The following is a 24,213-nucleotide window of genomic DNA, read 5'->3' on the forward strand; positions in this document are numbered from 1 at the left end:
GCTGACGTACCGTCAGATTCATGGACTCGATATGGCTCGATGGCGCGGAGTGGCTGGCGCTGCTGCGGATCGGTCTCGGTCTGTGGTGGCTGGAGAGCTGGCGGCACAAGGACAAGAAGGCCTGGTTCGAGCGCGGCAGCGGCATCGCCTGGGCGGCGGGGATCGCGGAGAAGCACCGCTGGGCACCGGTGCGGACCGGCTTCGCGACGGTGGTGAAACCGCGTCCGAAGCTGATGGCGTACGTCGTCGCCTACGCCGAACTCTCCCTCGGCCTCGGCCTGATCCTCGGCTTCCTGACCCCGGTCGCGCTGATCGGCGGCCTGCTGCTGAACGCGATCTACTTCGTCCTGATGATCCACGACTGGGCGGAGCAGGGCCAGAACTCGATGATGGCGCTGATCTCCCTCGTCGGCTTCTTCGGCATGTCCTGGCAGACGTGGTCGCTGGACGCGTGGGCGGGGTGGTTCTGATGGACCCGGTGCGTCACGACGTCCCCGAGCCCGACGCCTTCACGCGTCCCTACTGGGAGGCGGCCGCGCGGGGCCGGCTGCTGATCCGCCGCTGCGGGGCCTGCGGCCGGGCCCACCACTACCCCCGCGAGTTCTGCCCGCACTGCTGGAGCGAGCAGGTGACCTGGGAGGAGGCGAGCGGCCGGGCCGCGCTCTACACCTGGTCCACGGTCCACCGCAACGACCTGCCGCCCTTCGCCGACCGTACGCCGTACGTCGCCGCGGTGGTCGATCTGGAGGAAGGGCCGCGGATGATGACGCAGGTGGTGGAGTGCGCGGCCGGGAACCTGCGGGCCGGGCTGGAGCTGCGGGTGACGTTCGCCGAGCGAAAACCGGTGTTCCGTCCGGAGGCCGCGGCCGATCATGGGTCGTATGCGCCCTGAGAACTGGCATCTCACCGAAGACCTCGACGAGTTCCTCTCCCGCGCGGGCGAATTCCTGCGCTCCCGGCCGGCCCTGCACACGGTGCCGCTGTCGGTGACGGACGCGCTGCGCCGGCGCGGGCTGCGCATCTTCAGCGCCGAGGCCCCGGTCTTCGGCGTCCTGGACGACGGCACGGTCCGCGCGACCCTGCTCCACACGCCGCCCTTCCCCCTCCATGTCACCCCGCTCGGCCCGCGGGAGGCCGACGCGCTGGCCGCCCGGCTCATGGACCTGGACCACCCGGTGCCCGGGATCTCCGCCCGGCGGGAGACGGCGGAGGCCTTCGCGGCGGCCTGGCAGCGGCGCACCGGTACGGCGGCCACGGTCCGCCAGCATCAACGTCTCTACCGGCTGGGCGAGTTGGCCGTACCCGAGCCGAGCCCGCAGGGGCGGGCGCGGATCGCCGGGAGCGAGGACCGTGAGCTGCTGATCCGCTGGAAGGCCGCGTTCGACGCGGACACCGGCCACGGCGTCGGCATGGACCCGGCCGCGTGGGCCGACGCCCGTATCGCCGACCGCGGCATCACCCTCTGGGAGACCCCGGACGGCACCCCTGTCTCCTGCGCCGGAGTCACCCCTCCGACCGCCGGCCAGGTCCGTATCGCCCCGGTCTACACCCCGGCCGAGCTGCGGGGCCGCGGATACGCGGGCGCTGCCACGGCGGAGGTGAGCCGGGCCGCGCGGGCGGCCGGGGTCACGGAGGTCCTCCTCTTCACCGACCTCGCCAACCCGACCAGCAACGGCCTCTACCAGCGGCTCGGCTACCGGCCGGTGGCGGATTTCGCGGTGTGGGGGTTCGGGGACTGAGGGCGGGGGGCGCCGCGCACCCACGTCCCGCCGGTTCCTCCCGCTCCTCGCTCCCAGTGCCGGGGCACTAGGGCCAGAGCAGCGACTTGCTCCAGCCGAACTCGGTCCTGCGGTACTCCAGGCGCACGTGCCGCCGGTCCGCGTCCCCCTGGAAGAACTCCACCGTCCGGGGGTGCAGCCGGTACAGGGTCCAGGTCGGGGACGGCTCGGTCGGGTTCTCGCGGGCCCGCTCCCAGGCGGACTGCGACGCCTGCCGCAGTTCGTCGAGCGAGGACAGCTCCTCGCTCTGCCGGCCGGTGAGCGCCGCGGCCAGCGCTCCCGTGGACCGGGCCTGCAGATCCGCCTGGCTCTCCTCGGCCGGGGCCGCCGTCACCGGCCCGCGCACCCGCACCTGGCGGCCCAGCACCGGCCAGTAGAAGGCCAGCGCGGCGTACGGGCGGGCGGCGAGGGCCCGGCCCTTGCGGCTCGTGGCATGCGTGGCGAAGGACCAGCCGTCCGCGTCGGCGCCGTGCAGCATCACGACCCGTACGTCCGGCTCGCCCTCCTCGTCCGCCGTGGCCAGCGACATCGTGTGCGGTTCCGGCTGCCCGGCCGCCACCGCGTCCGCGAACCAGCGGGTGAACAGCGGCAGCGGGGTCGGCGGGGCGGTGTCCGGGTCGAAGGCGGGCAGCGTCGTAGTCCCCGCGTCCCACACCCGCAGCGACCTCAGCAGCGCCGGGAGATCAGTTCCCATGCCCCATGCTCACATCCGGCCCCGCCTGCTCACATCCGGCCCCGCCGACGCACGTCCGACCTGACCTGGCCTGACCTGACCCGACCCGGCCCGGCCCGCTCACACCTGGCCGAGATCCGACGACACCCACCGCTCGGGACGCATATGGACCACCACCTGCTCCCCGTGGTTCTTCCACGCGAAGTCGACATAGCCGTCGACCTTCTCGGCGGGCAGGTAGCGCGCCGAGATCTCCCGCAGCCCCTCGATGGTCGCCGGAGCCGTGCTCACCACCGGTCCCTCCACCGACACGTACCTGATCGTCGGCTCCAGCCGGTCGATCATCAGCGTGAACCGGCCCGCCGCGCTGATCAGGTCGTACTTGCGGGACTCCCGGCCGGTCATGATCCACACATCGCCGCCGGGCACGTACCAGTACCAGATCGGCACGGCCAGCGGCGCCCGCCCCGGGCCCGCGTCCACCGCCAGCGCGGCGACATGCGCCTCGGCCAGGAACGCCTCTCGCTCTTCACGGCTCAACGCCATGTGGGTCTCCTCCTGCGGGTCGTCCGTGGCCGGCCACAACACCGGCCCGCACGAGCCGTCTTCCCGCGGCGGCCCCGGAGCCGATCAGTTCCGGCCGAGCACCACCGTCCCGGAGGAACAGAACCAGCCCCCCGTCCCGGACACCACGCCGAGCTGCGGCAGCCGGCCGCCGCGCCGCCGCACCTGTCGCTCCCCGGCCTCCCCGCGCAGCTGCCGCACCGCCTCGACCAGCAGGAACAGCCCCCGCATCCCCGGATGCTGGGCCGACAGCCCGCCGCCGTCCGTGTTCACCGGCAGCTCCCCGCCCCGCACCAGCAGCCGGCCCTTCTCCACGAACGCCCCGCCCTCGCCCTTCCCGCAGAAGCCAAGGTCCTCCAGGGTCACCAGGGTCATGTAGGTGAAGGCGTCGTAGAGCTGGGCGAAGTCGATCTCGTCCGGTCCCACCCCGGCCCGCTCGAACGCCAGCCGCCCGCTGACCGCCGCCGGGGACACCGTGAAGTCCGCCCACTCGGACATCGCCGCGTGCGAGACATGCTCGCCGGTGCCGAGGATCCACACGGGGGCCGTACGGCAGTCCCGCGCGTACTCCTCGGCCGCCAGCAGGACCGCCGCGCCGCCGTCCGAGCGCAGACAGCAGTGCAGCTTGGTGAAGGGGTCGGCGATCATCGGGCCGGCGAGAACGTCGTCGACCGTGATCGGGTCGCGGAACATCGCCTCTGGGTTCAGTGCCGCGTTGGCCCTGGCCTGGACGGCCACCTGAGCGAGCTGCTCGATGGTCGTACCGTGTTCGATCATGTGGCGGCGGGCGGCCATCGCGTACTTGGCGATCAGCGTGTGGCCGTAGGGGACCTCGAACTGCAGGGGCCCGCGGGCGCCGAAGGACAGGTCGCCGGTCCGCCTGCCCGCCTTGATGTCCGCGCGTGCCGTCGAGCCGTAGACGAGCAGAACGGCGTCCGCGTGCCCCGCCGCGATCGCGTCGGCCGCGTGCGCCGCCATCACCTCCCAGGTGGAGCCGCCCACCGAGGTGGAGTCCACCCAGGTGGGGCGCAGGCCCAGATACTCGGCCACCTCCACCGGGGCCAGCGTGCCGAGGCCCGCCGAGGCGAAGCCGTCGACGAGGCCGCGCTCCAGACCGGCGTCCGCGAGGGCGCGGCGGGCGGCCTGCGCGTGCAGCGTGTAGGCGGTGGCGTCATCCACGCGTCCGCAGTCGGAGAGGGCCACGCCGACCACGGCGACTTTCCGGCTTCCACGACTCATGAAGGGCTCCTCCCCCTGGGCATATCGCTGCGGCCCTCCTAATATGACGCACCGTCAGATATGGAGGGAAGGCCATGGACACGCGCCTCACCGCCGAGCAGGACGAGATCCGCCGCACCCTGCGCGAGCTGCTGCACAAGCGGTGCGGCCCGCCGGAGCTGCGGACCGCCGTCGACAGCCCCGCCGGACACGACCCCCTCCTGTGGTCCGCCCTCGCCGACCAGCTCGGCCTGCCGGGGCTGGCCCTGCCCGAGCGGTACGGCGGTGTCGGCTGCTCGCTCACCGAACTGGCCCTGGCCTGCGAGGAGACCGGCCGGGCCCTCGCCCCCTCCCCGCTGCTTGCCACCTCCGTCCTCACCGCCCCGCTGATCCTCGCCCTCGGAACGCAGGCGCAGCGCGCCGAACTGCTGCCCCGGCTGGCCACCGGCACCCTGACCGCAGCGCTCGCCGTCCCCGGCCCGGCCCTCGCCACGGCCCTGGCCCTGACCTGTGGCAATTCCGGGTTTGCGGCGGGCGGCGGCCGGGCCGGCGGGGTCCAGGCCCGGCGCGCCGACGGCGACTGGCTGCTGTACGGGCAGGTCGACCAGGTGCTGGACGGACACAGCGCGGGGCTGCTGCTCGTCGCCGCGCACACCGGGGGCTTCGCCCGGTCCCGGACCCGGCTGTTCCTGGTGGCGGGGGACGCGCCCGGCGTCGTACGGACCCGGCAGACCGCGCTCGACACCACCCGTCCACAGGGTCGCGTCCAACTCCGCGACGTACACGCCGAGTTGCTGGGCGAAAAGGATGCGGACGCGGATGTTGACACGGACACGGACACGAGGGACACGGCGGTACTGTCCGCCCTCGCCGCACTCGGGGACCGGGTCGCCGCCGTACTCGCCTGCGAGGCCGTCGGGGCGGCCGACCGGGTGCTGGAGCGGACCGTGGAATACGTCGGCCGGCGCGAGCAGTTCGGGCGTCCGGTCGGCTCCTTCCAGGCGGTGAAGCACCGGCTGGCCGATGCCTATGTGACGGTGCAGGCGGCGCGGTCGGCTGCGTATTACGCCGCCTGGGCGACGGCGCAGGGGGAGAAGGCGGGCGGACTGGCCCTTGCCCAGGCGCTGGAGGCGCTGCGGTGTGCCGCCGCGGAAGGTGTCCAGCTGCACGGCGGGATCGGGTTCACCTGGGAGCACGACGTGCAGCTGTACTTCAAGCGGGCGGCCGGGGACGAGTTGCTGTTCGGGCCGGTACACCGCTTGCGGGACCGGGCCGCCGAGGTCGCCGGTCTCTTCGCGGGCGGCGGGGCGGCCCTCTGATGGCCGGCCTCGGTGTCCGCCTGGTGCAGCGGGTGTCCTCCACCCGCGCCTTCGCGAAGGTCGCCCCGCACGTCGTCCCGGCGCTCGACCGGACCGTGCACCGGCTCACCGGCGGCCGCGTTCTCCTCAGCGCCCAGATGCTGCCCGGGGTCATCCTCACCACCACCGGCGCCCGCAGCGGCCTGCCCCGCCGGACCCCGCTCGCATGCATGCCGGAGGACGACGGCAGGAGCTGGCTGCTCGTCGGCTCCAACTTCGGCCGGACCGGGCATCCGGCGTGGACCCACAACCTGCTCACCCATCCGGACGCCTCGATCAGCCGCCGTGGGCGGGACATCCCGGTCACGGCCCGGTTGCTGGAGGGGGAGGAGAGGGCGGAGGCATGGACGGCACTTCTGGTGTTCTGGCCGCCGTACGCCACGTACCAGGCGCGGGTGGACCGGGAGATCAGGGTCTTTCGGCTGACGCGCGCGGGGGGTTAGGCCTGTTGGACGGGTAGCCGTGCTGGCCGCCGGGCGTCTTCATGCAGTCACCATGCGGCGATCTCCCCGGCTGTGGGACGCCTCGGCGGGTCGACGTCGAGGCAGGAGATCAGCAGCTCCTCGAACTCCGGCCACGGCCATGGGCGTACGCGGTGCAGGGGGCGCAGACGAGCACCGGCCAGGACGCTCAGTTTTCCCTCGCGGGGCATGTCCTGCGGGTACGCTCCGGGCCGCTGGCCCGTCCAGCACCAGAACAGCGATGCCCCGAGTGCCCATACGTCCGCCTGCGGGGTGGGAGGGACGTGTACACGCTCGTCGGTGCTCCGCAGGGCCGCAGCGATTTCGGGGGCCATGGTGTGGGTGATCGCGCCCCGGTAGGGAAGACCGGTATGGGCCTCTCCCACGGGATGACTGAGGGCATAGTCGATAAGGTGCGCCCTTTCCGCCCCGATGATGGTGTTGGTGGGCTGGACATCGCCTTGTGCCCAGCCGTGCGCGTGCATCCGGGCGAGGCCCGAAGCCCACGTCGTGGTGATCTTCCGTACGTGGTCCCGAACCTGGGGTGTGTCCTTCTCCCGGGCGTCGGCGAACGCCTCCCACACCGGTCGTCCCGAAAGCCACGCCACCGCCGACCAGGGGGAGCATCCGGCGTATCCGGAGGCGACGGGATAGGAAGGGTCGATCGCGCCGTCCTGGACGAGGCGAGACATCGTGCGGATTTCCGCAGCGATTTCGAGAGCCTTGTTCCGCTCGGGATCGGGCACGCTGCTCAGTGTCTTCAGGGCGACCGTCCGCTGTGCCGTCTCCACTCGCCAGGCGCAGGAGCCTCGCCGGTCGCTGATCTTGAGCCAGGACGTCACCTCTTCCCCGAGCCGATCTCGAAGAGCCCGGATCTGCGGCGGCATCACAGCAGCGTCGCTGACCACGCCTTCAACTCCTCCCATGAATGCCCTCTGATCACGTCCCGTCCGTCGTCCTGTCCGGTGGCCACGGCGTCGGCCAAGTCGCCCAGTGCGGCCACTGCAACGCTTCACGCCCCGCACCGACGACGGTGACGTTCTCACCCACAGCGCGCCATGGTCGCCGGACGTTTCGGCGAGGGCTTGTGCCTCGGCCATGTGCGGGCTCCCGGCGTTCTGGAGGTTCAGTGCCTCGCCGACGAGTGCGGCGGCCCGCTGCTCGAAGCCGAGTTGCCCGCCGTGGCGGTGGTCGCTGGCGATGATCTCGGCGAAGCGCTTCTGTAGGCGGCCGACGTCGTGCGGCGACGGTCTTCAACTCGTCAGCCAGGGCGGCGGGGCCGAGCGTCATGAGGCTGGTGACGGCGCTGTCCCTTCGGCCGGAGGACCAGACACTGGCAGTCGGCGGCTGGAACGGCGTCACCGTGATGCCCTGGGCCGCGAACGGGGCATCATCGAGATAGTTCATGCCGCCGGTCCCGCAGAGATACGAGCGGGCGCCTGTCGCGGCGGCAAGGTCGGCGAGCCGAACAGAGCGGCCGGGCCGGGCGGCCAACCCGCTGCTGGTGAGGATCTGTCCCCGCCAACCGAGGAGGTCCAGCAGGACGCGGGTGGAGGCCTCGGCGACAGCGGCGGTCCGGCCGGTGTCGAACGCGGCCAGCACCGGCTGAAGGGCCCGGGCGAGGTGGGGCCAGTGGGGACTGGATTTGTAGTGCTGCCGCAGCATTCCCGCGGTCCGTCGCCGGGCGAGGTCCACATCGGCGATCAGGGCCTCACGGATGGTCGTTTGCCGCCCCCGGGGCAGGTGGGTGGGGATGGACAGCCACAGGCGCCGGTCCGGGCCGTCCAGGGCCGTCAGGCGGGCCCGGTGCTGGTAGTCGCGGCGGGTGAACTGCACGTCGTCCAGGACGATCCAGTAGTCCGCCGCGAACAGCTTGGCCAGCGTCGTGAGCCGGGGCAGGAAGTTCGGCTGGTGGATCGCGCACAGGCCGCCCGGCTCGGGCAGGTCAGGAGGCGATGAGGCGGCTGGTGAAGCCGTCGCGGATGAGGGATTCGTACGCTGCATGTACGTCCTCCGGGACGTCCTGCTCGATGGCGAACCCCAGCTTGGGATACTCGATCACCCGCTGGAGGTCGCCGATGAGCTGGTCGGTGACGAGCTTCTCGTCGCCGATGTTCTTGAGATAGTCGTCGAACTCCAGTGGCTCCGAGGCACAGGTCACGTCAACCTCGGGCCACAGTTTGCGGGCGGTGGCGAAGGAGCGTCGCTCCATATACGGCATGGAGATCAGCAGCACGGTGTTCACCGTGATGCCGGCGTCGGCCAGCACCTCGCGGGAGAAGGTGATGTTCTGGCCGGTGTTGCGAGCCGTGGGCTCCACCAGGATCGCCTGGTCGGGGACGCCGAGTTCGAGGGCGTGCTCGCGGAAGTGGACGGCCTCGCCACGGGGGAACCGTTCGGGGGCGGTGGGGTTGGGGCCGCCGGTGAAGACCAGGGTCGGGAAGAGTCCGGCGCGATACAGGTGAGCGCAGAACGCGGGCACACCGAGGTCGTGGCTGCCCAGGCCGATCGCGGCATCGGCCGGGCGGGCCTGGTGGTGCATCTGGTGGTAGTCCCAGATCAGCTTGGCCTGCTGGCGCTGGTCCTCGGTGAGGGCCCGCTGGTTGTCCGTCACGCTGCATCTCCCTGGTCACCGTCGTCGGGAGCCAGCCGGCCCCTCGGTCATTGTCCGGATGCTCTCGATGCTGCGGAGCTGGTGGCTCAGGCCGGCCTTGGCGGCCAGCTTCGCGGCGTCGTCGAGCACGCGCAGCCCATCATCCCGGGTGGCCGGGTCGGACAGCAGGATGTGACTGTGAGCGGTGTCCAACCGCACGCGTTGCATCGGCGAGTCGGTTGCCGCCGTGCTGCGGGCGATGTCGATGAAGTGCAGGGCGTGGTCCAGTTGGCCGGCCCCGCGATGAGCGAGGGCGAGTTTCTGGTGGGCGACTGACCAGTCGTCCACTTCGCCCAGGTCCTCGAAGTCGCGGGTCGCGGCCAGCATGACACGGGCGGCGTAGTCGTGGTTGCCGTCCTTGCTCAGCGCGGTTCCCACCCACAGCCGGGCCCTGGCGCGGTCGCGGCGGGAGAGCCGGTCGTCGACGGCGAGGGTTTCGTACTGGCGGGCGGCGATCTCCAGCTTGTCGGACATCTCCGCGACCACGGCCAGGGACAGGTCGAGCTGGGCGACGCGGCGGGGGATGTCGAGCTGGGTGAAGACCTGGCGGGCCCCGGCGTAGGAGTGCTGGGCCGAGAGCGGGCCGAGTACGGCGCCCTGGTCGCGCTTGAGGCCGCCGAGCAGGGTGGTGGACCGGGCGAACAGATACAGGCCCTTGTCGTCCAGCTCCAGCGGCCTGAACCGGCCGAGCCAGCGGCCCAGCAGGTTGTCGGCGAAGGCGAAGTTCTGACGGGACAGAGCGACCACGACCCGGTCCAGGTCGTCGGCCCAGGATTCGTACTCCCAGGCCCGGGGCCCGGAGGCGGTGACGCGTCGTCCGGCGCTCGTGACGGCGCTGGCCATCTCCGACAGGAGTGTCTCGAAGCGCAGGTGGACGGAGGCGTCCGCGCGGCCGAGTGCGGTGTCGAGGATGGCCTGGGTGTCGGGTCTGGGCTCGGTGTCGGCGAGCTTGCTCTCCCACTTGGAGACGGTCGCGACGGCCACGCCGAGGTGCTCGGCGAAGGCCCGCACGCTCAGTCGCAGAGCGAGCCGCAGGGCCCTGGCCTCCAGGCCGGTCCAGTGGTGCACGGTCGCCACGCGTCGCCCCCTTCCACCAGTCATCGAAGCAGACGCGTGCAGGCGGCGGGACGAAAGTGGAACGGAAGTAGAACGGCTGGTGATTGGCCAGGAGTTCGGCAGCGGCCACGCTTAGGGGCGTCACCACTTTTCCACCTCTTGGACGGTCCCCAGCATGGAACCTCTCACGGAGCATCGCCTGGTCAGCGGCCCGGTTGTCTACGGCTTTCTGCGGCTGGCGCGGGTCTCCAAGGCCCGCCAGGAGGCGCTGACCGACTCGCTCACCGAGTACTGCCGCAGTCACGAACTGCAGCTGTCCGGTGTCTTTTCAGACCGCGAGGTGAGTGCCGGGCCCGCCTCGGCGGCCTTCACCGGCCTGCTGGACGTGCTGGCCATGCCGGACGTCTATGGCGTGGTCGTCCTGGCCGCGTCTCACCTGGGCCCTAAGGCCATAGCCGCCGAGCGCGGCCGGCGCATCGAGGCGGCCGGCTCACGTCTGCTGCTGGTCCGCCCGGCCCGCCCCACACCCTCGTCGGTCTCCCGGAGCGGGCCGGTCCGCTGCTGTCCCGGAACTACCCGCGTCCTGGACCCCGAGTCATGAAGGCCACGATGACCGAAACGAACCAACAGTTCTTTGAGGCCCGGCCCGAATCCATTGGACAGGCACGGGATTTCACGACCATGACCCTGGCTGGGTGGGGCCTTCATGACCGTGTGGAGGACATCCGTCTGTGCGTCTCCGAACTGGCGACGAACGCCCTGGTCCACGGCACGGTCGCCGACCACGGTTTCCTGGTCAGACTCGATGCCGACGAGGAAGTCGTACGCCTGGAAGTACACGACAGCCGACACCGGCACCCCGAGGCCCGGCAGGCCGCCGACACCGATCTGTCCGGACGCGGTCTGGTCCTGGTGGCTGCGCTCGCCGACGGCTGGGGAGTCAAGGACCGCACCCCGATCGGGAAGATCGTCTGGTCCTGCTTCAAAGCCGCGGGAGGGACGACAGCGTGAGCGTGGTCCTCACCCCGACCGGCCCCGAGCTGCGGCTGCTGGTCTCACTCGCCGCCTGGACCTGGCCCGGCACCGGACCGGACGACGGCGAAGTCGTCCACATCGTGATCACCCACAGCCCACCTTCACCGGCCATCAGCCGACCGAGGTGATCGAGGCCCGCATGCGGTGCCTCGCCGACAGCTTCGGAGGACTGGGCCGGGCCACGGACGTCGTCCCGGACGTCGGCCAGTGCCTGCAGATCATCGGCAGCCAGGTACTGCTGCACTTCCCCGGCGCCTCCCGCCAGATTCAACCGCCCACCCGCCCGGCCTGGACGGCACTGCTCGCCCACAACACGGAGGCCGTCCTCCTGCTCGTCGTTCGGACGCGCCCGCACCCGCTGAACCCCTGGAACTTCTTGCACGGCCCCCGGATGGACGGATGAGAGGGAACTGCCATGGAAAACTTCGAACGAGCCCGGCTGGACGCCTACTTCGCCCGGATCGCCGCCCAGTTCGCCCCGGACGAGCAGACTGCCTCGTTTCTGGTCACGCACCTGCTGGCCGAACGCCCCGCGTTCGTCCGCGCCGTCGCCGCGATGACCCGGCTCACAGCGGTGCTGCCCAAGCCGAAGTCCATCCAATCGGCCGCCCGGCGCGAGGTCGAGCAGTCCCACACGGTCGACACCCTCACCCGCGACCTGTTCAACGACGAGACCACCGCGCTGGACTACCTCGAAGCCCGGGCCGCCGACCAAACCGTCACCCTGCTGGACGTTGGCGGCTACTTCGCCCCCACTCTCACCACCGTCCACAGCCGCTTCACCGGCCGCCTCGCCGGGGTGATCGAGGACACCGAGAACGGGCACCGCCGCTACGAGGACCTCGACAAACTGCCCTGCCCCGTCATCTCCGTCGCGCGGTCCCCGCTGAAGGACCCCGAGGACTTCCTCGTCGGCCAGTCCGTGGTCTTCTCCACCGAAGCCGTCATGCGCGACCGCGGCGACATCCTCCACGGCCGCCCCGCCCTGGTGATCGGATTCGGCAAGCTCGGCAGCTCGATCGCCCGCCTCCTGCACGCCAAGGGAGTGCAGGTCACCGCCTTCGACATCGACCCCGTCCGCCGCACCCAGGCCCTCTCCCAGGGCTTCGCCGTCGCCCGCGACCGCGAAGCCGCCCTCACCGGGGCCGGCCTGGTGCTCTGCGCCACCGGCGCGGTGTCCCTGCGCGGCGAGGACTTCTCCCACCTGCGCAACGGCGCCTACGTCGCCACCGTCACCTCCGGCGAGGACGAACTCGACCTCGCCGGTCTCCCCGACGTCTACACCCGCACACAGGTCGGCGACCACGTCACCCGCTACCAGACGACCGGCCACTACTTCTATCTGGCGAACGGCGGCAACGCCGTCAACTTCATCCACGGCGCAAGCGTTGGGCCGTTCATCTTCCTGGTCCAGGCCGAGATCCTCGCCGCGATCAGGATGCTCACCCGAGCGGACCTCGCCCCCGGCATCCACGAGGTCCCCGCGCCCGACCGCGAAGCCATCGCGGCGACGTGGCTCTCCTACTTCAACAGGTGATCACCATGGCCATCACGGCAGACCACATCCGCACCACCCTGACCGGCTACCTCGACCAGTACCCCGACGACAGGCCCGAACTCGAAGTCATCCGAAGCCTCCTCGGCGACGGCCACGACCTCACCAGCCGCAAGACCCTGCCCGGCCACGTCACCGCCGGCGTGATCCTCGTCGGCCCCGACAGTCGCGTCCTGCACATCCACCACAACGCCACCGGCAAATGGCTCCTGCCCGGCGGCCATCTGGAGCCCTCCGACAACTCCCTACTGCAGGCCGCTGGCCGCGAGCTCACCGAGGAAACCGGCATCCCGCCATACGTGATCACTTCGCACGGCGAGATCTTGCTGCACATCGACGTCCATCCCATCGATGCCAACCCTGCCAAGGACGAACCCGCCCACCAGCACTTCGATTTCCGGTTCCTGTTCCGCACGACCGCCGGCATCGGCGAACTGCAGACCGACGAGGTCTCCGATGCCGCCTGGCGTGACATCGGCGAGATCACCGACCCTCAACTCCGACACCGCATCGCTGCCGCCCTGCGCTGACAACCGACAGAGCCGACCGCCCCTGCGCGGTCGGCTCTCGGCTTATCCGGAGTGCCCAGGGTGGGCCCCCGGTCAGCGTGACGAAACCCGGGCGCAGGCCACGTCGTACTGCGAGACCGAGTGGGCGTTGCCGGAGTTCTGGGGCTGTTGGCCCGCGTAGTGGCTGCCCGCGACGCCGTCGGGGTTGAAGGCGGAGCCGGGCGCGGTCTCCGCCTGTCCGGGGCGGGAGGGCTGGTCCTCGCAGGACTGGTTCGGCTGGCCGCCGCCTGCGAAGGCGGGGGCGGCGGCGAGGCCCGCGGTGCCGGCCACCAGCGCGGCGGAGGCGACGGCGAGCGCGGCACGCTTCGGGAGCATCCTCTTCAGGAGCGTCATGATGGGCTCTCCTTTCCTGGCTCGGCAGGCGACACCTGTTCTGGCTCGCCCAGTGACTGGCTCACCCGGTGACACCTGTCCTGGCTCACCCAGAGATACGTGCGCGGGCCAGGAAAGGATTGCCCGCCCGGCTACAGCGTGGCCAGCCGTTCCACCAGCAAGAACGCGCCGATCCCCAGCATCGCCGCCCCCGACGTCCGGGTCACCGCGCGAGCCGCGGCGGGCCTCGCGGAAAGCAGCGCACGCGACAACGCGCCGACGGTGAGGTACACCGCCGCGCAGCACGCCATGTGGAGCAGGCCCAGCACCGCCGTCTGGGCGGGGACGGGCAGGTGGGTGCCGCGCAGGGTGAGGAACTGGGGGAGGACGGAGAGGTAGAGGAGCAGGCCCTTGGGGTTCAGGCCGCTGATCGTGGCGCCGCGGAGGAAGAGGCGCCCGTCTCCGGGCGCCGGGGTGTCGTCCGCCCCCGGTACCGCCGGGCGACGCAGGACGCTCCAGCCGAGCCAGAGGAGATAGCCGGCGCCGGCCACCGTCAGCGCGGTCAGCAGCTTCGGTGAGCCCGCCACCAGGACCGCGAGGCCCGCCGTCGCCAGGGCCGTGTGCAGGGCGTAGCCCGAGACCAGGCCGGCCACCGCGCGCGGCACCGAGCGGTCGCGCAGGGCGCTCGCGATGACGAACGCCCAGTCGGCGCCCGGTACGCACACCAGCAGCAGGTCCACGGCGAGGAAGGAGAAGAGCAGTCCCGAGTCCATACAGGGGACATTAGGCGTGAATGGCCCGAAAGTGTTCCCGGAATTTGCTCGCTGTCTGGGGTTTTGAGCAAGAATCTGTCTCATGGATGAGATGGACCGGAAAATCCTTGCTGAGCTGCAGCAGGACGGGCGGCTGACCGTGACCGAGCTGGCCGCGCGGGTTCGGCTGAGTGTCTCGCCGTGCCACCGGCGGCTGCGGGAGCTGGAGCGGTCCGGGGCCATCCAGGGGTACCGGGCGGTCGTGGACGCGGCCGCCCTCGGGCTGAACTTCGAGGCGCTGGTCTTCGTGTCCATGCGGCAGGAGGACCGGGACACGGTCGCCGAGTTCGAGCGGGCGGTCGGCGAGCTGGAGCACGTCCTCGACGCCCAGCGGCTGTTCGGCGAGCCCGACTATCTGCTCCGCATCGCCACCGCCGACCTCGCCGCCTTCCAGCGGCTGTACGACGAGCGGCTCGCGACCCTGCCCGGAGTGCAGCGGCTGACCTCGACGCTGGTGATGAAGCATGTCGTACGCGATCGTCCGCTGCCCGCGTGACCGTGCACAGCAGTGCAGGCGGCGGTTCGTCCGCTCACCGCGGGTGAACCACCGCCTGCCAGACAGGACTTGGGATAACCGGAACGCCGGGTGAAGAGGCGTGTGTTACTTGCTCGGCTTCTTTCCGGTCACGCCCAGGTGGACCAACAGCGCCAGGTTCGGCTTCAGTTCGGCCTGTTTCACACCCCAGGACGAGAAGCCCTTCTGGTGTGCGGCCACGGCCGCGAGCATGGCGACCAGCGAGCCGGCCACCGCCGCCGGGTTCACGTCCTGGTCGACCCTGCCCTTGGCCTGCAACTGGGCGATGGACTCCGCGAGGGAGTTGTTCACCGAGTTCAGGATCTTCATCCGGATCTTGTAGAACCGTTTGTCCCCCTCGGCCGCGCCGAGGTCGACGACCCTGAGGATCGCGTCGTTCTTGCGCCAGAACTCCAGGAAACCGTCCACGAGTTCCTGTGCGGTCTGCCACCCGGACTTCCCGGCCCAGGACCGCCCTTCGAGCAGTTCGGTCAATCCGGCGCCCTCGGTCGCCATTTGCTCGGCGATCTCCAGGACGGCGCCCTCGACGTCCGGGAAGTACTGGTAGAAGGTCGCGGGCGAAGTACCCGCCTTCCGGGCGACATCGATGACCTTGACGTCCCGGTAGGGGGAGGAGCTGAGCATCTCGCTGAGGCAGTCGAGCAGCTTCTGCCGGGTCGCCTGCCCACGCCGGCCGGCCACGCGGCCGTCGACGGTACGCACTTGTCCTGTCATGCCGTCAGCTTACCGAGGGGTGATCGGAGCGCGATTCGGCCGAGTGCAAATGGGGTGCATGAGTGCTCTGAGGGTGGTGTGCCTGGTCTGCGGGGTGCGCGCGGCCCGGTTACTTTGACGACATGGCCGAAAACAGGGCATCCGGGAATGAAGAGGGGGAAGAGGAAGAGGTGGTAGAGGCAGAAGTGGTGGAAGAGGCGGAAGAGGTGTATGGGGAGGGCGTGCCCTGCTGGGTGGACGCCCAGCTCGCCGACGTCGAGGCGGGCAAGCGGTTCTACGGTGCGCTCTTCGGGTGGACCTTCGAGGACGCGTACGGTGCCTCGGTGTGGGCCCGGCTGGGCGGGGCGCCGGTCGCCTCACTGGCCCCCAAGCTGGACGGCCGTATGCCCACCGTCTGGACCGTCTCCTTCGCCACGCCGGATGCCGAGGCCCTCGGCCGGCGGATCACCGCGACCGGCGGCCAGCTGGTCATGGCCCCGTTCCCGGTGGGCGACCTCGGGGTCGCCGCCCTCGCCGCCGACCCGGGCGGCGCGGTGTTCGGGCTGTGGCAGGCGGGCTCCCACCGGGGCTTCGGGCGGCGGCACGAGCCCGGCACCTTCGTCTGGGCCGAGCTGTACACCCGGGACACGGCCGCCGCCAACACCTTCTACGGCTCCCTCTTTCATGACGCCCTGTTCGGGGCGGGTGCCGAGCCCGACTTCGGCCGGGCGCACGTCACCGAGGTCTTCCCGGCCGAGATGCCCCCGCACTTCCTCACCCATTTCCGGGTCGCCGACCTGGACGGCGCTCTGGGGGGCGTACAGCGGCTCGGCGGCCGGGTGCAGGCGCCACCCTTCGACACGTCGTACGGACGAGTGAGCGTCGTCACCGACAATCAGGGGGCGTCTTTCGCACTGTTGCAGCGCTGAACCGTCCATTTTGGTCTGCTTTGGCGTGAGACACCCTTAATGTCACTGGGTTCGCAACCGGGCGCCCGGCCAGGAAGAATCGGGGTGCGTGCCGCCACGGCGGTGCGGTGGTGAGACGCTGCACTTCGGTCGCGTACATATATGAGATGGCGCGGCTCGTACGGGGAGGTGGCAGGCAAGTGGTGGATCAGCTGACACAGCACGATCCGCGGCGGATCGGGCCGTTCGAGGTGCTGGGCCGGCTGGGCGCCGGCGGCATGGGGCTGGTCTATCTCGCGCGCTCGGCGTCCGGCCGGCGCGTGGCGATCAAGACGGTGCGCACCGAGCTGGCCGAGGACCAGCTCTTCCGCGTCCGCTTCACCCGTGAGGTGGAGGCGGCCCGCGCGGTCTCCGGCTTCTACACGGCGGCCGTCGTCGACGCCGACCCGCGCGCCGCCGTGCCGTGGCTCGCGACCGCGTACGTCCCCGCGCCCTCCCTGGAGGAGATAGTGAACGACTGCGGGCCGCTGCCGGCCCAGGCCGTGCGCTGGCTCGCCGCGGGAGTGGCGGAAGCCCTGCAGTCCATCCACGGCGCGGGGCTGGTCCATCGCGACCTGAAGCCGTCCAACGTCCTCGTGGTCGAGGACGGCCCGCGGGTGATCGACTTCGGTATCGCCTCCGGTGTCTCCAACACCCGCCTGACCATGACGAACGTCGCCGTCGGCACCCCCGCCTACATGTCCCCCGAGCAGGCCAAGGACTCCCGCAGCGTCACCGGCGCCAGCGATGTCTTCTCGCTCGGCTCGATGCTGGTCTTCGCGGCGACCGGCCATCCGCCCTTCCACGGCGCCAACCCGGTCGAGACGGTCTTCATGCTGCTGCGCGAGGGCCCGGACCTCACCGGCCTGCCCGACGAGCTGCGTCCGCTCATCGAGGTCTGCATGCAGATGGAGGCCGCGGGCCGCCCCTCCCCGGCCGACCTGCAGGCCCAGCTGGCGCCGCATCTCTTCGGGTCCGGCTCCGACGACAGCGGCACCGCCTCCGCCTGGCTGCCCGAGAAGGCCGTCGCCCTCATCGAGTCCCGCCGCGGCGGCCGCCCCGCGGCCAAGCCCGCCCCGGTCACGACCGGCGGCCCGAGGAGCGGCGGCCGCTCGGCCATGCCCCCGCCGCCGCCGTACGACCCGCCCGTCCCGGTCGGCGCCCCCGACACCGGCCCGGTCCGACTGGCCGGTGCCCAGGTGCCCATCGGTCCCGGCCCGCGCGTCGCCGACGCCCGCGCCGCCGCCGTCAAGGCACCCCCGCCGGAGGCCGGCCTGGTCGCCAGCTGGTCCCGCCCCCGCCCCGGCGTCAACGGCGCCGACCCCGCCGTACCCTCCGCCCCGCCCGCGCCCCCGGAGCCGGCGAGCGGCTGGCGGCCCTGGCGGTTCCGTATGTCCAACGAGGTCTGGGGCACCCCGGCCGTCGACGGCGACCTGGTCTACGTCACCTCCTTCGAGGTGCACGCCCTGGACGTGGCCACCGGCCGGCGCCGCTTCAAGACCAGGGACGTCGCCTGGTCGATGGCGGTGGCGGACGGCCGTATCCACGCCTCCGACGGCCCGACCCTGTTCGCCCTGGACGCCCGCGAGGGCAGCGACCTGTGGCGGCTGTCCACGGACGCCTGGGTGTACTGCCTGAAGGCCGACCACGGCACGGTCGTCACCGGCACCCGCGGCGGCGGCGTCCAGGCCTGGGAGGCGTCGAACGGGCAGAAGCTGTGGGAGATCGCCGGCTGCCAGACCGACTTCGAGTCGCCCGAGGCCGGGCCCCTCGTCCACGACGGCACGGTCTACGTCTGGCAGGACGCCCGGCTGCGCGCCCTGGAGGCCCGCACCGGCGAGGAGCGCTGGTCGTACCCGGTCGGCGACGCGGCCTCCTGCGGCGGGGTGCCCGTCCGGCTCGCCCCGGCCCCCGACGGCTATGTCTACGTCTCCGCCGGCACCCGGGTCCTCGCCATCGAGGCGGCGAGCGGGATGGTCCGCTGGCACTTCGAGGCGCCGGCGGTCTTCCTCTGCCCGCCGGCCTTCGCCCCGGGCCCGGCGGTGACGGGCGGCGGTGTCTACCTGGCGGACTACCTGGGCACCGTGTACGCCCTGGACGCCACCGACGGCCGTGACCGCTGGCGCATCGCGACGGAGGCCCGCTCCTCCATCGAACCGGTGCTGGTGGCGGCCGGACACGTCCATGTCGGCAGCGGCAAGGGCCTGTACACCCTGGACGCGGTCACCGGCACCCCCAAGTGGCGCTTCCAGGCGGGCGGCGACGTCGTGGGCGCGCCGGCCGTGGCGGAGGGCCGTATCCACTTCGGCTCCACCGACCATCTGCTGTACACCCTGAAGGCCGACGACGGCCGGCTCAGGTGGAAGCTGGCCACGGGCGGCGAGATCACCGGCTCCCCGGTGGTCAGGGACGGAGTGGTGTACGCGTGCAGCAAGGACCGGTGCGTGTACGCGCTGGACGCGGAGAAGGGGACGGGGACCGCACGCACCGCATGAGGTGGTGCGACGGCCGTCGTACCGGTGTGTCACGGAAGGGCTCCAGACGGCGGCCGTCCCAGGGCTGACGCTACCCCCGGCACGCGTCCCCCGCCACGCGGTCACTCACCGTGTCCGTGGCTCCGTACGGCCCCTGTTCCCGAACAGCTCCGCCTGCCGCTCGGCCGGCAGATTGCCGAGCGCGACGAGATGCGGCGCCTGCGCGAACGCCTGCGCACGCGCCGCCTCCTTCGCCGCCCACAGCGCCCGCACCGTCCCCTGCACCCCCTGCGGCGGATACCCGGCGACGACGGCGGCACAGCGCACCGCTGCGGCCAACGCCCCGCCCTCCTCGGTGACTTCGGAGACGAGCCCGATCTCGTGGGCCCGCCGGGCGGAGATCCGCTCGGCGGTCCCCATGAGCATCATCCGGGCCGCCTCCCCGTACGGCATCCGCGCGGCCATCAGCATCGACTCGAAGGCGCTGACCATGCCGTAGGTGGTGTGCGGATCGAAGAACTCGGCCGTCGGGTCGGCGACGACGAACTCGCTCTCGCCCAGCAGATAGAAGGCACCCCCGCAGGCCATGCCGCGCACGGCGGCCACGACGGGCTTCCACAGGTCGTTCGCCTTGGGCCCGATGGCCAGCAGCGGATCGTCCAGCATGTACGGCGACGAGGGCTGCGGCACGACGACGTCCCGGTCGATCCCGGTGCAGAACGCCCGCTCCCCGCTTCCGGTGAGCACGACGGCCCGCACGGTGTCGTCGAACCGCAACGCCCGCCACACGCCGGTCAGTTCCCGCACCATCTCCAGATCGACGGCGTTGAGCCGCTCGGGCCGGTCCAGGGTGACGACGGCGACCCCGCTGTCCTGGTCGGCCTCCACCCGTACGGTGCTCACGCCAGCACCCATTGCGGCAGCCCGCCGTCGCCGAAGACGACCTGCACCCGGGCGCCGACCCTGAGGCGCCCCGGGGCGACGGAGTCGAGCCCCGCCCCGGCCCGGCTCACCACATTGCCGACGAGCCGGATCCGCGGGGCGTCCTCCAGCTCCACCACGACCACGTTGTACGGCGCCTGCTCGGCGTACCCGGGCAGCAGCGGTGGATGCGGCACGACGTACGACCACACGCGCCCGCGCCCCGACACCGGCCGCCACTCGCTCGCGAAGGACTGGCAGTGCGGGCAGCAGGGCCGGGGCGGGAAGCGGGGTTCACGGCAGTCGGCGCAGGCCTGGACGCGCAGTTCACCGCGGGCCGCGTACTCCCAGAAGGGCGCGCCGTCGGTGTCGGTGAGCGGGGTCAGCATGATCAGCTCCTGAGGAGGAGAGCGGAGGTGGGGACACCCTCGCCGGCGGTGACCAGACAGGTGGCGGCACCCGGCACCTGCGCGGTGCTGGTGCCGCGCAGCTGCTTCACGCCCTCGTTGATGAGGTTGAAGCCATGCACATAGGCCTCGCTGAGCCCGCCGCCACCGGTGTTGAGGGGCAGCCGCCCGCCGATCTCCAGGGCCCCCTGCTCGGTGAAGGCCCCGCCCTCACCGCGCCCGCAGAAGCCGTACCCCTCCAGGGAGAGCGGGACAAGGGCTGTGAACGCGTCGTAGATCTGGGCGACGTCCACGTCGTCCGGGGTGAGGTCGGCGTGCTTCCACAGGTGCCGGGCGGCGGTCCAGGCGGGCCCGGTGAGGGGGTCGTCGTTCCAGTAGTTGACCATGCCGTGGTGCTGGGCGGGCAGTCCCTGGGCGGCGGAGTGGACGTAGACGGGGGCGCGGCGGCAGTCCCGGGCCCGCTCCCGCCCGACGATCACGCAGGCGAGTGCCCCGTCCGTCTCCAGGCAGTTGTCGAAGAGGCACAGCGGCTCGCTGATCCACCGCGAGGTCATGTACATCTCGCGGGTCAGCGGCCGTTCGTACATCACGGCGGCCGGATTCTGGTTGGCCCGGTTGCGGCAGGCGAGGGCGACGTTGAAGAGATGGTCGCGGGTGGCCCCGTACTCGTGCATGTACCGCCGGGCCAGCATGGCGATCTCGTCGGCGGGCCGCAGCAGCCCGAAGGGCCGGGTCCACTGGGCCGGAGTGGGCAGCTGCACGCTGGTGTTGTTCCACGGCCGGGGCCCGCTGCCCCGCTTGCGCGACCGCCAGGCGACGCCGACCGTGGCCTGTCCCGCGGCGATGGCGGCGGCGAGGTGCGCGACGGTGGCGCAGGAACCGCCGCCTCCGTACCCCACCTTGCCGAAGAAGGTCAGATCCCCGAACCCCACGGCCTTCGCCAGCTCGACCTCGTCGGTCTCCTCCATGGTGTAGGAGGCGAGGCCGTCGACCTCGCCGGGCGCGATCCCCGCGTCCTCCAGCGCCGCGAGCACGGCCCGGCAGGCGAGCGTCTTCTCGTCCTCCGCAAGCCGCCTGGCGAACGCGGTCTGCCCGATCCCGACGATGGCGGTGGCGTCCTTCAGCCCGGTACCTGCCATGGTGTCCCCCTCTCCTGACAGGTCGTCAGATTACAGCTAATCTGACGGACAGTCAGCTACGTGGTGCAGGGGGCCTGCTATGAGCGACTGGGAGACCATCCCCGACCTGGTCCGGTGGTCGGCCGAGCGGTACGCGGACGCCGAGGCCGTGGTCGAGGGCCGTACGAGGATCACGTACGCCGAACTGGGCGCGCGGGTGGAGCACGCGGCGGCGGCCTGCCTGGCGAGCGGTGTGGCGGCGGGCGACCGGGTCGCGGTCTGGGCGCCCAACTCCCTGGACTGGATCGTGGCGGCCCTCGGCGCGGTCTCGGCGGGCGCGGTCCTGGTCCCCCTGAACACCCGTTTCAAGGGCGGGGAGGCGGCGGAGGTGCTGCGCCGCAGCGGCACCCGGCTGCTCTTCGTCACGGGCACCTTCCTGGGCACGTCGTACGTGGCGTCCCTGCGCCGGGCGGCGGGTCAGGGGGCGTCGGACGGCCGGGGCCCGCTGCCCGGACTGCCGGAGCTGGAGCAGGTGGTGGTCCTGTCGGAGGACGCGCCGCCGGACTTCCGCACCTGGAAGGAGTTCCTGGCGCAAGGGGAGGGGGTATCGGCGGCCGAAGTGCGGGACCGCGCAGCCGAGTTGGCGGGCCGGTCCGTGTCGGACATCGTCTACACATCGGGTACGACGGGCCGCCCCAAGGGCGCGGTGATCACACACGAGCAGACCCTGCGGGCGTACGCGATCTGGTCGGAGCTGGCAGGCCTGCGCCCCACGGACCGCTACCTCATCATCAACCCCTTCTTCCACACCTTCGGCTACAAGGCCGGGGTGATCGCCTGCCTGATGCGGGGCGCGACGATGATTCCGCAGCCGGTGTTCAGCGTGGAGACGGCACTGGCGAACATCGCGGCGGAACGGGTGTCGGTGCTGCCGGGCCCGCCGACCCTCCACCAGTCGCTGCTGGACCACCCTTCCAGGAACGCGCACGACCTCTCGGCGCTGCGGCTGGTGGTGACGGGCGCGGCGGTGGTGCCGTTGCGGCTGGTGGAGCGGCTGAGGGGGGAGCTGGGGGTGGAGACGGTCCTCACGGCGTACGGCCTCTCGGAGGCGAGCGGCATCGTCACGATGTGCCGGCGCGGCGACGACCCGTCGGTGATCGCGTCGACGTCGGGGCGGGCGATCCCCGGCACGGAGGTGAGGGTGGTGGACGCCTCTGGCGCTCCGGTGCCTGCCGGCACACCGGGCGAGATCCTGGTCCGCGGCTTCAACGTGATGCGCGGCTACCACGAGGACGCCGGGGCCACCGCCGAGGTGATCTCCGCGAAGGGCTGGCTGAGCACGGGCGACGTGGGTGTCCTGGACACGGCGGGCAACCTGCGCATCACGGACCGTATCAAGGACATGTTCATCGTCGGCGGCTTCAACGCCTACCCGGCGGAGATCGAGCAACTGCTGGGCGTCCACCCGGATGTGCGGGAGGCCGCCGTGATCGGCGTCCCGGACGCCCGGCTGGGAGAGGTCGCCAAGGCGTTCGTGGTGCGCGGGCCGGGCTCGACCCTGACCTCGGACGACCTGATCGCCTGGGCGCGGCGAGAGATGGCGAACTACAAGGTGCCGAGGACGGTCGAGTTCGTGGCGGAACTGCCCCGCAACGCCAGCGGGAAGGTGATCAAGGGGGTGCTGCGGGGGACAGGGAGGAGGTGAGGGGGCGATCTTGAACGGCCTTGCCTCGACGCGCTGTTGATCACCTGGTGTGAGTCACATCTCGTTGTACGTGCACGGCGCATCTGCCTAGCCTTCGGGGGTCCTCCCGGGCGGCCTCAGTCGCCGGGACGCCGAGTCCTGCGGGACGGGACCGTGGTCCCCACGACGAACTCCCCCCGCAGGCGCCGTTGAGGAAGCCCCCACCATGCGCCCTTCCATATCTCCTGCCCGCCTGGGCGTGGTCGGCACAGCCGCCGCGCTGCTGCTCCTGCCGTTCGCCACTCAGGCCTCCGCCGCCACCTCCGTCACCCAGGACAGCCTGACCCCGACCGCGATGACCGCGGGCGTCGCCGGCTCGGCCCAGCTGACCGTGCACTCCTCCAGCTGCTTCACGGCCAAGACGCTCGGTGTCGGCGTCCGTGACGCCTCCGGCCACAATCTGGACTTCCCGGGCAACGCCTCGAATGTCCGAATCTGTCCGAGTGGCGTGCACTTCACCAGCGCCCGGCAGTCGCTGTCGGCCGGCGCGTACACGATCTTCGGCTTCTGGCAGGACTCCGGCGGGGCCTGGCACAACCTGCCGTCGCACCGGCTGACCGTCGCCTCAGGCTCGACCACTCCGGCACCCACACCCACGCCCACCCCGGCCCCGTCGCCGTCCGGCGGCTCGCCGATCCCCGGCCAGTCCGTGGTCTGGTCGGACAATTTCTCCAGCGGCATAGCTTGGGGCTCGAAGTGGGTCGGCGACAAGTCCTCGTCGTACCACTACGGCAACCACAACCCGGACGACAACAAGCTCGACTGGCTGGACCCGGCCGACGTCACGGCCTCGAACGGTGTCGCCACGTTCACCGCACAGCCCTCCTCGCACACCCTGGAGAACGGCAAGCAGGCCTGGACCACGGGCCTGCTCACCACCGAGCGCTCCAGCGAGGGCTTCCAGGTGAAGACCGGCGACTACGCCGAGACACGGGTCAAGCTGTCCTCCGGCACCGGCGCCTGGCCGGCCCTGTGGACCTGGAAGGACGGCAACGGCGAGATCGACTCCTTCGAGTACCACCCGGACCACCCCAACCTGCTGGAGCTGACCAACCACATCACCTCCGGCTCGGACTACTACACCGACTCCGGTGCGGTGAAGCCCGGCGAGTGGGTGACCATAGGCACTCATTACGGCGCCAACTCGGTGGACTGGTACGTCAACGGCAAGAAGGTCTACTCCGACGGCCACGGGGTGGGCAGCACGTTCTCCGCGTACCTGATCCTCAACCTGTCGGTCAGCGCCGGCCAGTACCACCCCGCGCCCACCGGCTCGACACCGATCACCATGCAGGCGGACTACGTGAAGGTGTACCGCTGACCAGCCCTT

28 protein-coding genes and 2 pseudogenes are annotated in these 24,213 nt (G+C 71.4%); 16 read left to right on the plus strand and 14 right to left on the minus strand.

Annotation, left to right across the window (positions count from 1 at the left end; all coding sequences use genetic code 11):
* The first annotated feature begins 20 nt into the window (after positions 1 to 20).
* From AB0L75_RS08540 to AB0L75_RS08550, 3 genes are read left to right on the plus strand one after another with little or no spacing between them, the layout of a single operon-like run.
* The gene (locus AB0L75_RS08540) at positions 21 to 470 is read left to right on the plus strand and encodes a DoxX family membrane protein (RefSeq protein ID WP_365177183.1); all 450 of its coding nucleotides are present in this window, start codon (positions 21 to 23) and stop codon (positions 468 to 470) included.
* Positions 470 to 892, plus strand: a complete 423-nt coding sequence (locus AB0L75_RS08545; protein WP_365177186.1) for a Zn-ribbon domain-containing OB-fold protein — start codon at positions 470 to 472, stop codon at positions 890 to 892. The genes AB0L75_RS08540 and AB0L75_RS08545 overlap by 1 nt, the downstream gene beginning before the upstream one ends.
* Positions 882 to 1,739 carry a GNAT family N-acetyltransferase gene (locus AB0L75_RS08550; protein ID WP_365177189.1) on the plus strand — a complete coding sequence of 286 codons (858 nt, stop codon included), beginning with the start codon at positions 882 to 884 and terminating at the stop codon, positions 1,737 to 1,739. The genes AB0L75_RS08545 and AB0L75_RS08550 overlap by 11 nt, the downstream gene beginning before the upstream one ends.
* A gap of 67 nt (positions 1,740 to 1,806) precedes the next feature.
* On the opposite strand, the gene AB0L75_RS08555 is transcribed toward AB0L75_RS08550, so the two are convergent.
* The 3 genes from AB0L75_RS08555 to AB0L75_RS08565 all read right to left on the minus strand — a co-directional run bounded on the left by AB0L75_RS08555 (position 1,807) and on the right by AB0L75_RS08565 (position 4,254).
* Positions 1,807 to 2,472, minus strand: coding sequence for a pyridoxal 5'-phosphate synthase (locus AB0L75_RS08555; protein WP_365177191.1), 666 nt, complete (start codon positions 2,470 to 2,472; stop codon positions 1,807 to 1,809).
* A gap of 99 nt (positions 2,473 to 2,571) precedes the next feature.
* Complete coding sequence (locus AB0L75_RS08560; RefSeq protein WP_365177193.1) at positions 2,572 to 2,997, minus strand: pyridoxamine 5'-phosphate oxidase family protein; 426 nt, start codon at positions 2,995 to 2,997, stop codon at positions 2,572 to 2,574.
* An 84-nt stretch (positions 2,998 to 3,081) separates the two neighbouring features.
* A complete protein-coding gene (locus AB0L75_RS08565; protein ID WP_365177196.1) occupies positions 3,082 to 4,254 on the minus strand; it encodes an acetyl-CoA acetyltransferase in 1,173 nt (390 codons plus the stop codon).
* 74 nt (positions 4,255 to 4,328) lie between these two features.
* On the opposite strand from AB0L75_RS08565, the gene AB0L75_RS08570 reads away from it, so the two are divergent.
* Entirely contained in the window at positions 4,329 to 5,552 is a 1,224-nt protein-coding gene (locus AB0L75_RS08570; protein ID WP_365177199.1) for an acyl-CoA dehydrogenase family protein, read from the plus strand.
* Positions 5,552 to 6,034 carry a nitroreductase family deazaflavin-dependent oxidoreductase gene (locus AB0L75_RS08575; RefSeq protein WP_365177202.1) on the plus strand — a complete coding sequence of 161 codons (483 nt, stop codon included), beginning with the start codon at positions 5,552 to 5,554 and terminating at the stop codon, positions 6,032 to 6,034. The genes AB0L75_RS08570 and AB0L75_RS08575 overlap by 1 nt, the downstream gene beginning before the upstream one ends.
* A gap of 47 nt (positions 6,035 to 6,081) precedes the next feature.
* Here the strand turns inward: AB0L75_RS08575 and AB0L75_RS08580 are convergent, their stop codons facing one another.
* The 5 genes and pseudogenes from AB0L75_RS08580 to AB0L75_RS08600 all read right to left on the minus strand — a co-directional run bounded on the left by AB0L75_RS08580 (position 6,082) and on the right by AB0L75_RS08600 (position 9,782).
* A complete protein-coding gene (locus AB0L75_RS08580) occupies positions 6,082 to 6,960 on the minus strand; it encodes a hypothetical protein (protein WP_365177205.1) in 879 nt (292 codons plus the stop codon).
* A gap of 153 nt (positions 6,961 to 7,113) precedes the next feature.
* Positions 7,114 to 7,290 (minus strand): annotated as a pseudogene (locus tag AB0L75_RS08585) (XRE family transcriptional regulator); the annotation flags it as partial.
* A gap of 118 nt (positions 7,291 to 7,408) precedes the next feature.
* A pseudogene (locus AB0L75_RS08590) lies at positions 7,409 to 8,056 on the minus strand (WbqC family protein); the annotation flags it as partial.
* On the minus strand, positions 7,998 to 8,666 hold the full coding sequence (locus AB0L75_RS08595) for a YdcF family protein (protein WP_365177207.1): 669 nt from the start codon (positions 8,664 to 8,666) through the stop codon (positions 7,998 to 8,000). The pseudogene AB0L75_RS08590 and the gene AB0L75_RS08595, both read right to left, overlap by 59 nt.
* 15 nt (positions 8,667 to 8,681) lie before the next feature.
* Entirely contained in the window at positions 8,682 to 9,782 is a 1,101-nt protein-coding gene (locus tag AB0L75_RS08600) for a helix-turn-helix domain-containing protein (protein WP_365177210.1), read from the minus strand.
* Positions 9,783 to 9,936: 154 nt separating this feature from the next.
* On the opposite strand from AB0L75_RS08600, the gene AB0L75_RS08605 reads away from it, so the two are divergent.
* Genes AB0L75_RS08605 through AB0L75_RS08630 form a run of 6 tightly spaced genes read left to right on the plus strand, consistent with a single transcriptional unit; the run spans position 9,937 to position 12,881 of the window.
* Positions 9,937 to 10,362: a recombinase family protein gene (locus AB0L75_RS08605; RefSeq protein WP_365177212.1), complete on the plus strand. Its 426-nt coding sequence runs from the start codon at positions 9,937 to 9,939 to the stop codon at positions 10,360 to 10,362.
* Between the two features lie 8 nt (positions 10,363 to 10,370).
* Complete coding sequence (locus AB0L75_RS08610; protein ID WP_365177215.1) at positions 10,371 to 10,772, plus strand: ATP-binding protein; 402 nt, start codon at positions 10,371 to 10,373, stop codon at positions 10,770 to 10,772.
* Entirely contained in the window at positions 10,769 to 10,924 is a 156-nt protein-coding gene (locus AB0L75_RS08615) for a hypothetical protein (RefSeq protein WP_365177217.1), read from the plus strand. Before AB0L75_RS08610 ends, AB0L75_RS08615 begins: the two co-directional genes overlap by 4 nt.
* Positions 10,921 to 11,199, plus strand: coding sequence for a hypothetical protein (locus AB0L75_RS08620; RefSeq protein ID WP_365177219.1), 279 nt, complete (start codon positions 10,921 to 10,923; stop codon positions 11,197 to 11,199). Before AB0L75_RS08615 ends, AB0L75_RS08620 begins: the two co-directional genes overlap by 4 nt.
* Before the next feature lie 12 nt (positions 11,200 to 11,211).
* Positions 11,212 to 12,333 (plus strand): NAD(P)-binding domain-containing protein, encoded by a 1,122-nt coding sequence (locus AB0L75_RS08625; protein WP_365177222.1) that lies wholly within the window; start codon positions 11,212 to 11,214, stop codon positions 12,331 to 12,333.
* Positions 12,334 to 12,338: 5 nt separating this feature from the next.
* The gene (locus tag AB0L75_RS08630; RefSeq protein WP_365177225.1) at positions 12,339 to 12,881 is read left to right on the plus strand and encodes an NUDIX domain-containing protein; all 543 of its coding nucleotides are present in this window, start codon (positions 12,339 to 12,341) and stop codon (positions 12,879 to 12,881) included.
* Positions 12,882 to 12,953: 72 nt separating this feature from the next.
* On the opposite strand, the gene AB0L75_RS08635 is transcribed toward AB0L75_RS08630, so the two are convergent.
* Complete coding sequence (locus tag AB0L75_RS08635; RefSeq protein ID WP_365177228.1) at positions 12,954 to 13,253, minus strand: hypothetical protein; 300 nt, start codon at positions 13,251 to 13,253, stop codon at positions 12,954 to 12,956.
* Between the two features lie 131 nt (positions 13,254 to 13,384).
* A complete protein-coding gene (locus AB0L75_RS08640; protein WP_365177231.1) occupies positions 13,385 to 14,005 on the minus strand; it encodes a LysE family translocator in 621 nt (206 codons plus the stop codon).
* Positions 14,006 to 14,087: 82 nt separating this feature from the next.
* Here AB0L75_RS08640 and AB0L75_RS08645 point away from each other — a divergent pair, with 82 nt between their 5' ends.
* On the plus strand, positions 14,088 to 14,540 hold the full coding sequence (locus AB0L75_RS08645) for an Lrp/AsnC family transcriptional regulator (protein WP_365177234.1): 453 nt from the start codon (positions 14,088 to 14,090) through the stop codon (positions 14,538 to 14,540).
* Positions 14,541 to 14,645: 105 nt separating this feature from the next.
* On the opposite strand, the gene AB0L75_RS08650 is transcribed toward AB0L75_RS08645, so the two are convergent.
* Positions 14,646 to 15,293 carry a TetR family transcriptional regulator gene (locus tag AB0L75_RS08650; RefSeq protein WP_365177237.1) on the minus strand — a complete coding sequence of 216 codons (648 nt, stop codon included), beginning with the start codon at positions 15,291 to 15,293 and terminating at the stop codon, positions 14,646 to 14,648.
* Between the two features lie 233 nt (positions 15,294 to 15,526).
* Between AB0L75_RS08650 and AB0L75_RS08655 the strand changes: the two genes are divergently transcribed.
* Positions 15,527 to 16,201 carry a VOC family protein gene (locus tag AB0L75_RS08655; RefSeq protein ID WP_365178047.1) on the plus strand — a complete coding sequence of 225 codons (675 nt, stop codon included), beginning with the start codon at positions 15,527 to 15,529 and terminating at the stop codon, positions 16,199 to 16,201.
* A gap of 179 nt (positions 16,202 to 16,380) precedes the next feature.
* Entirely contained in the window at positions 16,381 to 18,714 is a 2,334-nt protein-coding gene (locus tag AB0L75_RS08660) for a serine/threonine-protein kinase (protein ID WP_365177240.1), read from the plus strand.
* 105 nt (positions 18,715 to 18,819) lie between these two features.
* Here AB0L75_RS08660 and AB0L75_RS08665 read toward each other — a convergent pair whose 3' ends face one another.
* The 3 genes from AB0L75_RS08665 to AB0L75_RS08675 are packed head-to-tail and all read right to left on the minus strand — an operon-like array spanning position 18,820 to position 21,160.
* On the minus strand, positions 18,820 to 19,608 hold the full coding sequence (locus tag AB0L75_RS08665) for an enoyl-CoA hydratase/isomerase family protein (protein ID WP_365177242.1): 789 nt from the start codon (positions 19,606 to 19,608) through the stop codon (positions 18,820 to 18,822).
* Positions 19,593 to 20,003, minus strand: a complete 411-nt coding sequence (locus AB0L75_RS08670) for an OB-fold domain-containing protein (RefSeq protein WP_365177245.1) — start codon at positions 20,001 to 20,003, stop codon at positions 19,593 to 19,595. Before AB0L75_RS08670 ends, AB0L75_RS08665 begins: the two co-directional genes overlap by 16 nt.
* A gap of 2 nt (positions 20,004 to 20,005) precedes the next feature.
* Entirely contained in the window at positions 20,006 to 21,160 is a 1,155-nt protein-coding gene (locus tag AB0L75_RS08675; protein ID WP_365177248.1) for a lipid-transfer protein, read from the minus strand.
* Between the two features lie 79 nt (positions 21,161 to 21,239).
* On the opposite strand from AB0L75_RS08675, the gene AB0L75_RS08680 reads away from it, so the two are divergent.
* Together AB0L75_RS08680 and AB0L75_RS08685 are read left to right on the plus strand one after the other, a co-directional pair.
* Complete coding sequence (locus AB0L75_RS08680) at positions 21,240 to 22,844, plus strand: FadD3 family acyl-CoA ligase (protein ID WP_365177250.1); 1,605 nt, start codon at positions 21,240 to 21,242, stop codon at positions 22,842 to 22,844.
* Between the two features lie 205 nt (positions 22,845 to 23,049).
* Complete coding sequence (locus AB0L75_RS08685) at positions 23,050 to 24,204, plus strand: glycoside hydrolase family 16 protein (protein WP_365177253.1); 1,155 nt, start codon at positions 23,050 to 23,052, stop codon at positions 24,202 to 24,204.
* Positions 24,205 to 24,213 lie beyond the last annotated feature (9 nt).

Origin of the sequence: Streptomyces sp. NPDC052101 (assembly GCF_040680235.1) — a bacterium.
GTDB lineage: Bacteria > Actinomycetota > Actinomycetes > Streptomycetales > Streptomycetaceae > Streptomyces.

Bases quoted from the DNA above. Each gene is read 5' to 3' on its own strand.
- AB0L75_RS08540 (WP_365177183.1), top strand. From the start codon at position 21: ATGGACTCGATATGGCTCGATGGCGCGGAGTGGCTGGCGCTGCTGCGG.
- AB0L75_RS08545 (WP_365177186.1), top strand. From the start codon at position 470: ATGGACCCGGTGCGTCACGACGTCCCCGAGCCCGACGCCTTCACGCGT.
- AB0L75_RS08550 (WP_365177189.1), top strand. From the start codon at position 882: ATGCGCCCTGAGAACTGGCATCTCACCGAAGACCTCGACGAGTTCCTC.
- AB0L75_RS08555 (WP_365177191.1), bottom strand. From the start codon at position 2,472: ATGGGAACTGATCTCCCGGCGCTGCTGAGGTCGCTGCGGGTGTGGGAC.
- AB0L75_RS08560 (WP_365177193.1), bottom strand. From the start codon at position 2,997: ATGGCGTTGAGCCGTGAAGAGCGAGAGGCGTTCCTGGCCGAGGCGCAT.
- AB0L75_RS08565 (WP_365177196.1), bottom strand. From the start codon at position 4,254: ATGAGTCGTGGAAGCCGGAAAGTCGCCGTGGTCGGCGTGGCCCTCTCC.
- AB0L75_RS08570 (WP_365177199.1), top strand. From the start codon at position 4,329: ATGGACACGCGCCTCACCGCCGAGCAGGACGAGATCCGCCGCACCCTG.
- AB0L75_RS08575 (WP_365177202.1), top strand. From the start codon at position 5,552: ATGGCCGGCCTCGGTGTCCGCCTGGTGCAGCGGGTGTCCTCCACCCGC.
- AB0L75_RS08605 (WP_365177212.1), top strand. From the start codon at position 9,937: ATGGAACCTCTCACGGAGCATCGCCTGGTCAGCGGCCCGGTTGTCTAC.
- AB0L75_RS08610 (WP_365177215.1), top strand. From the start codon at position 10,371: ATGACCGAAACGAACCAACAGTTCTTTGAGGCCCGGCCCGAATCCATT.
- AB0L75_RS08625 (WP_365177222.1), top strand. From the start codon at position 11,212: ATGGAAAACTTCGAACGAGCCCGGCTGGACGCCTACTTCGCCCGGATC.
- AB0L75_RS08630 (WP_365177225.1), top strand. From the start codon at position 12,339: ATGGCCATCACGGCAGACCACATCCGCACCACCCTGACCGGCTACCTC.
- AB0L75_RS08635 (WP_365177228.1), bottom strand. From the start codon at position 13,253: ATGACGCTCCTGAAGAGGATGCTCCCGAAGCGTGCCGCGCTCGCCGTC.
- AB0L75_RS08640 (WP_365177231.1), bottom strand. From the start codon at position 14,005: ATGGACTCGGGACTGCTCTTCTCCTTCCTCGCCGTGGACCTGCTGCTG.
- AB0L75_RS08645 (WP_365177234.1), top strand. From the start codon at position 14,088: ATGGATGAGATGGACCGGAAAATCCTTGCTGAGCTGCAGCAGGACGGG.
- AB0L75_RS08650 (WP_365177237.1), bottom strand. From the start codon at position 15,293: ATGACAGGACAAGTGCGTACCGTCGACGGCCGCGTGGCCGGCCGGCGT.
- AB0L75_RS08665 (WP_365177242.1), bottom strand. From the start codon at position 19,608: ATGGGTGCTGGCGTGAGCACCGTACGGGTGGAGGCCGACCAGGACAGC.
- AB0L75_RS08670 (WP_365177245.1), bottom strand. From the start codon at position 20,003: ATGCTGACCCCGCTCACCGACACCGACGGCGCGCCCTTCTGGGAGTAC.
- AB0L75_RS08675 (WP_365177248.1), bottom strand. From the start codon at position 21,160: ATGGCAGGTACCGGGCTGAAGGACGCCACCGCCATCGTCGGGATCGGG.
- AB0L75_RS08680 (WP_365177250.1), top strand. From the start codon at position 21,240: ATGAGCGACTGGGAGACCATCCCCGACCTGGTCCGGTGGTCGGCCGAG.
- AB0L75_RS08685 (WP_365177253.1), top strand. From the start codon at position 23,050: ATGCGCCCTTCCATATCTCCTGCCCGCCTGGGCGTGGTCGGCACAGCC.